7 protein-coding genes are annotated in these 7365 nt (G+C 57.8%); 1 reads left to right on the forward strand and 6 read right to left on the reverse strand.

Annotated elements, in window-relative coordinates; genetic code table 11:
* Nucleotides 1-25: 25 nt before the first annotated feature.
* The 6 genes from folK to thpR all read right to left on the reverse strand — a co-directional run bounded on the left by folK (nucleotide 26) and on the right by thpR (nucleotide 4800).
* Complete coding sequence (gene folK / locus ACH1XZ_RS16715; protein ID WP_395596464.1) at nucleotides 26-505, reverse strand: 2-amino-4-hydroxy-6-hydroxymethyldihydropteridine diphosphokinase; 480 nt, start codon at nucleotides 503-505, stop codon at nucleotides 26-28.
* Nucleotides 502-1899, reverse strand: coding sequence for a polynucleotide adenylyltransferase PcnB (gene pcnB, locus ACH1XZ_RS16720; protein ID WP_395596473.1), 1398 nt, complete (start codon nucleotides 1897-1899; stop codon nucleotides 502-504). The genes folK and pcnB overlap by 4 nt, the downstream gene beginning before the upstream one ends.
* A 61-nt stretch (nucleotides 1900-1960) precedes the next feature.
* On the reverse strand, nucleotides 1961-2851 hold the full coding sequence (gluQRS, locus tag ACH1XZ_RS16725; protein ID WP_395596465.1) for a tRNA glutamyl-Q(34) synthetase GluQRS: 891 nt from the start codon (nucleotides 2849-2851) through the stop codon (nucleotides 1961-1963).
* Nucleotides 2852-2919: 68 nt separating this feature from the next.
* The gene (gene dksA, locus ACH1XZ_RS16730) at nucleotides 2920-3375 is read right to left on the reverse strand and encodes an RNA polymerase-binding protein DksA (protein WP_035891939.1); all 456 of its coding nucleotides are present in this window, start codon (nucleotides 3373-3375) and stop codon (nucleotides 2920-2922) included.
* 156 nt (nucleotides 3376-3531) lie between these two features.
* Nucleotides 3532-4254: a DNA/RNA nuclease SfsA gene (gene sfsA, locus ACH1XZ_RS16735; RefSeq protein WP_395596466.1), complete on the reverse strand. Its 723-nt coding sequence runs from the start codon at nucleotides 4252-4254 to the stop codon at nucleotides 3532-3534.
* A 12-nt stretch (nucleotides 4255-4266) separates the two neighbouring features.
* The gene (thpR, locus tag ACH1XZ_RS16740; protein WP_395596467.1) at nucleotides 4267-4800 is read right to left on the reverse strand and encodes an RNA 2',3'-cyclic phosphodiesterase; all 534 of its coding nucleotides are present in this window, start codon (nucleotides 4798-4800) and stop codon (nucleotides 4267-4269) included.
* A gap of 73 nt (nucleotides 4801-4873) precedes the next feature.
* Between thpR and hrpB the strand changes: the two genes are divergently transcribed.
* Entirely contained in the window at nucleotides 4874-7303 is a 2430-nt protein-coding gene (hrpB, locus tag ACH1XZ_RS16745) for an ATP-dependent helicase HrpB (protein WP_395596468.1), read from the forward strand.
* Nucleotides 7304-7365 lie beyond the last annotated feature (62 nt).

Raw genomic sequence — 7365 nt, forward strand, 5'->3', positions numbered from 1 at the left:
GGATCGCTAAAAAAGGTAGGGGGGATTACCAGCGTGCAGGGCAGTTTTCCGCCAACGTATCAAGACGCTGACGCAGGCTTACACCATCTGGGAAGGTGAGGTCAGGGGCAATTTCGAACAGCGGCCACAGCATAAAGCCGCGGTTGTACATGTCGTAGTGCGGTACGGTCAAATTATCGGTATGAATCATATCCTGACCAAATAGCATGATGTCTAAATCGAGGGTACGCGGCCCCCAACGTTCGGCTTTGCGCTGACGCCCCTGTTGCAGTTCGATACGCTGGGTATGGCTGAGCAGCACGTCGGCGGCGAGCGTGGTTTCCAGCGCCACGGCGGCGTTCAGGTAATCGGGCTGATCCTGTGGGCCGAGCGGCGGCGTACGGTAGAACGCGGAGACGGCAACGACCCGGCTATCCGGGATTGCATCAAGCGCCTCAACGGCAGCGTTCACCTGCTCCAGCGGAGAGGCGAGGTTGCTGCCGATAGCGATATAGACGAGGGTCACGCACTGCCCTCACGGCGCGGTGCGCGTTTGCGCGGACGGCGGTGGCGACGACGGGTATCCGGTTCATCCCCCAGCTCGTTGAGCATATCTTTCTGTGCCGGAGGCGCAACCACCTGGAACTCGCCCCACCATTGGGTCAGACGCTGCAGTTCGCCGTTGTGCTCGGCTTCGGCACGCAGGGCCAGCAGATCGTAAGCGGCGCGGAATTTTGGATGCTCCATCAGCTTCCAGGCGCGTTTGCCCTGACGACGAGACATGCGCAGCTGAAGCTGCCAGATGTCACGCACCAGCGTGGTAATACGTTTTGGAATCGCCAGCGAACGGCAGGCCTCGTCCAGCACCTCGTTCATCGCCAGCGCGAAGGCATCGTAATAGGCCAGCCCGCTCTCCTGAGCGATTTTCTGCGCCATCTCGAGCAGCGGATACCAGAACATCGCGGCGAACAGGAACGCCGGGTTAACGCGCATGTCGTTGTGAATACGGTTATCGGTGTTCTTCAGCACCTGGGAGATGATGCGCTCCATCGGGCTATCACCGTCTTCAGTGAAGTAGCGGGTGATGGTCGGGAACAGCGGCTGGAACAGATTGTATTCGCGCAGCAGCTTGTAGGTTTCGAAACCGTAGCCTGCCTGCAGCAGTTTGAGCGCTTCTTCAAACAGGCGCGCCGGCGGCACGTCGTTCATTAAGGTGGCCAGACGCGGGATAGGTTCAGCGGTTTCCGGGCTGATGCGCATATTGAGCTTCGCGGCAAAGCGTACGGCGCGCAGCATTCGCACCGGATCTTCACGGTAGCGGGTTTCCGGGTCGCCAATCAGGCGAATCACGCCGTCGATCAGATCCTGCATACCGCCAACGTAGTCACGAACGGTGAAGTCCGCCACGCTGTAGTAGAGGCTGTTGATGGTGAAGTCGCGGCGCTGGGCATCTTCTTCGATGGAGCCGAAGATGTTATCACGCAGCAGCATGCCGTTTTGCCCACGCTGTGAGGTGGTGCGATCGGACTGGCCGTCTTCGTGGTGACCACGGAAGGTGGCGACTTCGATAATTTCAGGGCCGAACATGACGTGCGCCAGACGGAAGCGGCGGCCAACCAGACGGCAGTTGCGGAACAGTTTGCGGACCTGGTCAGGCGTGGCGCTGGTGGTCACGTCGAAATCTTTGGGTTTTTTGCCTAGCAGCAGGTCGCGAACGCCGCCGCCGACGAGGTAAGCCTCGTAGCCTGCTTTGTTCAGACGATAAAGAACCTTGAGGGCATTCTCGCTGATATCTTTGCGGGAAATAGCGTGCTGCTCGCGCGGAATAACGGTCATAGCAGGTTTAGCGACGGCGTTTTCAGCCTCGCTTTCCTCACGGCTCAGCACCTTGCGGCAAAAATTAGCGACTCGGGTAAAAATGGTGCACCTCGGTAATATCAGTATCCAGGACAAAAAAATAGCGGCTAATCATAGCTCAGCATTACGCATTTGAGAATGGCGGATTGATCTTCGCCATTTCCGGCACGCGGGCGAGCGACCATTTTACGACCGCGTTTTGCAGAATTTCCGCCGTGCTAAAGTCTTGCCATAGCGCCGGTGTTTCCTGGCCTAAAAAGCGTAACGCCTGAATAAGCACGGGGCGAGGATCGCCAGTTTTTAGGGCAGGTGCATGATTTTGCTTCGAAAGTTTAGCACCTTCTTCATTCAATGCCAGCGGCAGATGAATATAGTCAGGTGCCTGCCAGCCAAACTGCTGGTAGAGCGAAATCTGTCGTACGGTGGGTTCAATTAAATCCGCGCCGCGCACAATTTCTGTGACCCCCTGAAACTGGTCATCGACCACTACCGCGAGATTATAGGCAAATAAGCCATCACGACGATGAATAATAAAATCTTCACGCGCGAGACGTTCGTCGGCTTTGAGCGTGCCGCGCAACAGGTCGGTGAATTCGGTCACCGGATGTGTCTGACGCAGACGCAGGGCCGCGTTTTCGCGGCCGTGGTTGAGATCCCGGCAGTGACCGTCGTAGGTGCCGCCAATGCTCTGAATGCGCGCGCGGGTACAGGTGCAGTAGTAGCACAGGTTCTGGCTTTTTAGCCACGCGAGGGCTTCACGATAGGCATCGTGCCGCTGCGACTGCCAGAGAACGTCGCCGTCCCAGTGGAGGCCGTAATGTTCCAGCTGATGCAAAATGGTGGTTGCAGCACCGGGAACTTCACGAGGAGGATCGATATCTTCGATGCGAACTCGCCAGATACCCTGCTGGGCACGAGCTTGTAGATAGCTTCCCAGTGCGGCAATCAGCGAACCAAAATGCAGCTCACCGGAAGGGGAAGGGGCAAATCGCCCTATATAAGGTTGTGTCGACATGATTATTGCAATAAAAAACAACAAGGCGGGAGAGATTCCCGCCTTGAAGATAGAGAGTTAGCGTTCTCTTAACCTGCCATCTGCTTTTCGCGGATTTCTGCCAGCGTTTTGCAGTCAATGCACAGGTCAGCCGTTGGACGTGCTTCCAGACGACGAATACCAATTTCAACACCACATGATTCGCAGTAGCCGAAATCTTCGTCTTCGACTTTTTTCAGCGTCTTCTCGATCTTTTTGATCAGCTTACGCTCACGATCGCGGTTACGTAGTTCGAGGCTGAACTCTTCTTCCTGCGCGGCACGGTCTACCGGGTCCGGGAAGTTTGCAGCTTCGTCCTGCATGTGAGTAACGGTGCGATCGACTTCATCCCTAAGTTGATTACGCCATGCTTCAAGAATACGTCGGAAGTGCGCCAGTTGGGCTTCGTTCATATACTCTTCGCCCGGTTTCACCTGGTACGGCTCCACCCCTGCGATGGACAGAATACTCAGGGACGATGTTTTACGGTTTTGCCCTTCTTGCATGTTGTTTCTCCTTAACACGCACTATCGATCCCCGTGTTCGGGGGAAAAATCAGGCCGCTATAAATAACAGATGCTTTTCCTGATGGCAATTATCTAAACGTAACACTTGACAATGCTGTGAGGAAAAGCGTATTTGCGCCGCAGCCCGAACACTTTCTATGCAGATACCCCCGGTGATAACGCAATGGGTAACGGCGATATCAGAGTCATATTATCGGCAGAAAGTTCCGCTTTATAAGCCAAAATCTCCACCCCCTGTTTTTGTGCTTCAATAAGCAGTTGTGCATATTTAGCATCAATATGGTGTGCAGGAGAGAAATATTCAATGGCTGAGTGCAAGATAGTAAACAGTAAAACAGCGCGTTCGCCGCTGGCGACTACGCCCATCAGCTCGCGTAAATGCTTCTGTCCGCGCACGGTCACCGCATCGGGAAAGTAACCAAATTCATTTTCCGCAAGTGTGACTGACTTCACTTCAATATAGCAGTTGGGACGATCATCTGCCTGTAACATGATGTCGATTCTGCTGTTTTCTTCCCCGTATTTCACTTCGCTTTTCAGGGTGTTGTAGCCGGTCAGTTCGGGAATGCTCTGGGCCAAAATTGCCTCTTTTGCCAGGGTATTTGCCCGCAGCGTATTGACGCAGATAAACGCCCCTTTTTGCGTTTGAGTTAATTCCCACGTATGTGGATATTTTCGTTTGGTATTTTCTGATGTGGAATACCAAACGGTATCGCCAGGCGTAGCGCAACCGGTCATTGCGCCGGTATTTGGGCAGTGCAGCGTGAAGGTTTCACCTTCGGGCGTAACCACATCAGCGAGAAAGCGTTTGTAGCGCTGAATCAGCGTGGCGTGCTTGAGCGGAGGCGTAAACTCCATACGTTTTCCTTATTATGATTCGTTGAGCGTCCAGCGCTGTAACGGCGTGTATTTTGTGCGTCCCCGGACAACGCGTGATTCGTACAGCACAAACTCAGTCACCGGAAAGGTCCAGAGAAAGCCGGGGGCGGGGATAGGCACCGCTTGTGCGGCGTTGCGCAGCAGCGTCAGGTGCGGATGAAACGGCTGCGGGCTTTGGTAGCAGCCGCTGCGGGCGGCCTGCGCGCGAAGCATACTGGCAAGTTGCAGCAGCCCGCGCGGCGGCTGACGCGTGCCGAGCCACACTACGCGGGAGCGCAGCCACTGTCCGGCATCATCCAGATTCAGCGTAAAACCCGGCTGGCGAATGCGTCCTGCCATGGCGGCCAGCGCGCGCTGTTTCTCTTCGCTCACTTCCCCCAGAAACGCCAGCGTGATGTGCAGATTAGCCGCGACGACGGGAATACCGGCATCGGCAGGAAAATTATCGGCACGCCACTGCACCAGCTGCTTCTGGATGGGCTTTGGGATCTCAACGGCGAAAAACAGCCTTTTTGACTCTGACATGGTGGGGACTCGGTTATGAATTGAGGCGATGCTACAATGTCCGCCGTTTAATGTTAACCCTCTGGAGCCATTCGTGTCCCTGTTGCCGGTCGCAAGCATCCTTCCTGAACTCCTTCATGCCTTACAGCAATCGCCCCAGGTGCTGCTGAACGCGCCAACGGGTGCGGGTAAATCCACCTGGCTGCCGCTGCAAATTTTACGTGACGGTGGCATCAACGGGCGCATTTTACTGCTGGAGCCGCGCCGTCTGGCGGCGCGCAACGTCGCACAGCGCCTGGCTGAGCTGCTGGGTGAGAAGCCGGGAGAAACGGTCGGCTACCGTATGCGTGCGGAAACCTGCGTGGGGCCTGCTACCCAGTTAGAGGTCGTGACCGAAGGGATCCTGACGCGTATGATCCAGCACGATCCCGAGCTGTCGGGCATAGGGCTGGTGATCCTCGATGAATTTCACGAGCGCAGTCTACAGGCTGACCTCGCGCTGGCGCTGCTGCTGGATGTTCAACAGGGGCTTCGCGATGATCTCAAGCTGCTGATCATGTCGGCAACGCTCGATAACGATAAGCTGCAGCGTCTGCTCCCGGATGCGCCAACGGTTATCTCCGAAGGTCGCGCATTTCCGGTTGAGCGTCGCTATCAGTCGCTGCCTGCGCACCAGCGCTTTGATGAGGCGGTGGCCATCGCAACGGCAGAGCTGTTGCGCCATGAAAGCGGCTCGCTGCTGCTCTTTTTACCCGGCGTGGGTGAAATTCAGCGAGTGCAGAATCATCTGGCGGAGCGCGTGGCCGACGACGTCCAGCTCTGTCCTTTATATGGCGCGCTGCCGCTCAGCGAACAGCGCCGGGCGATTCTTCCCGCGCCGCAGGGCAAACGGAAGGTGGTGCTGGCGACCAATATTGCCGAAACCAGTCTGACCATTGAAGGTATTCGCCTGGTGGTGGACAGCGCCCAGGAGCGCGTGGCGCGCTTTGATGTGCGTAGCGGGCTAACACGCCTGATAACCCAGCGCGTCAGTCAGGCCTCAATGACCCAGCGCGCCGGGCGCGCGGGGCGTCTGGAGCCCGGCGTGTGCGTGCATCTGCTGGCAAAAGATCAGGCCGAGCGCGCGGCGGCGCAGAGTGAAGCGGAAATTTTGCAAAGCGACCTCTCCTCGCTGCTGCTTGAGCTTTTGCAGTGGGGCTGTAACGATCCGTCGCAGTTGAGCTGGCTGGACACGCCTCCCGCGGTGAACCTGGCGGCGGCGCGTCGTTTGTTAACGCAGCTTGGGGCGCTGGCCGACGAGCGCTTAACGGCGAAAGGGCAGAAAATGGCGGCGCAGGGGAACGACCCACGCCTTGCGGCGATGCTGGTGGCGGCGGATAGCGACGATGAAGTGGCGACGGCGGCGCGGCTGGCGGCCATTCTGGAAGAGCCGCCACGCGGCGGCAGCGGCGATCTTATGCAGGCTTTTACCCGTTCACAGGGGCCGTGGCAGCAGCGCAGTCAGCAGCTCTGTAAACGTCTGAATCGCCGTGCGGGGCAGCCGGACAGTGACGCGATTCCCGCGCTGCTGGCGCAGGGCTTCCCCGACCGTATCGCCCGCCGACGTGGGCAGGAAGGGCGTTACCAGCTCGCCAACGGGATGGGGGCGATGTTAGACGCCGACGATGCGCTGAATCGCCACGAATGGCTGATTGCGCCGCTGCTGTTACAGGGTAATGCCTCGCCGGATGCGCGAATCCTGCAAGCCTGCGCGCTGGATATTGATGCGCTGGTCGCGCGCTGTCCGCAGTTGATTCAACAATCTGACACCATTGAGTGGGATGATACCCAGGGCACGCTGAAAGCGCTGCGCCGAAGCCAGATTGGCCAACTGACGCTGAGCGTGCGCCCGCTGGCGAAACCGTCGGAAGAGGAACTTCACCGGGCGATGCTCACCGGTATTCGCGAGAAAGGATTAAGCGTGCTCAACTGGACGAACGAAGCGGAACAGCTACGCTTGCGTCTACAGTGCGCCGCGCGCTGGCTGCCGGAAGATGACTGGCCGGCGGTGGATGACGCCTCGCTGCTGGCGGCGCTGGAAAGCTGGCTGTTACCGCATATGAGCGGCGTTCACTCGTTGCGCGGATTGAAATCGCTGGATATTCACCAGGCGCTGCTCGAATGGTTGCCCTGGTCATTACGACAACGTCTGGTGAGTTTGCTGCCAACTCATTACACTGTGCCAACAGGAAGTCGTATCGCTATTCGCTATGATGATGAAAATCCTCCGGCTTTGGCGGTGCGTATGCAGGAGATGTTTGGTGAGGCCAGCACGCCGACGATTGCCGAAGGGCGGGTTGCGCTGGTGCTGGAACTGCTCTCACCGGCGCAGCGCCCGCTGCAAATTACGCGTGATTTAAGCGCGTTCTGGCAGGGGGCGTACCGGGAAGTGCAAAAAGAGATGAAGGGGCGCTATCCAAAGCACGTCTGGCCGGACGATCCGGCAAACACCGCGCCGACGCGGCGGACGAAAAAGTATTCGTAATGGCGCTGTTCCCGGGGGGGGGGGGGGGGGGGGGGGGGGGGGGGGGGGGGGGGGGGAGGGAG

Origin of the sequence: Kluyvera chengduensis (genome assembly GCF_044197065.1) — a bacterium.
Taxonomy (GTDB): Bacteria; Pseudomonadota; Gammaproteobacteria; order Enterobacterales; family Enterobacteriaceae; genus Kluyvera; species Kluyvera ascorbata_C.

Coding starts and splice junctions, on each gene's coding strand:
- thpR (WP_395596467.1), bottom strand. CDS start 4,800: ATGTCAGAGTCAAAAAGGCTGTTTTTCGCCGTTGAGATCCCAAAGCCC.
- dksA (WP_035891939.1), bottom strand. CDS start 3,375: ATGCAAGAAGGGCAAAACCGTAAAACATCGTCCCTGAGTATTCTGTCC.
- gluQRS (WP_395596465.1), bottom strand. CDS start 2,851: ATGTCGACACAACCTTATATAGGGCGATTTGCCCCTTCCCCTTCCGGT.
- sfsA (WP_395596466.1), bottom strand. CDS start 4,254: ATGGAGTTTACGCCTCCGCTCAAGCACGCCACGCTGATTCAGCGCTAC.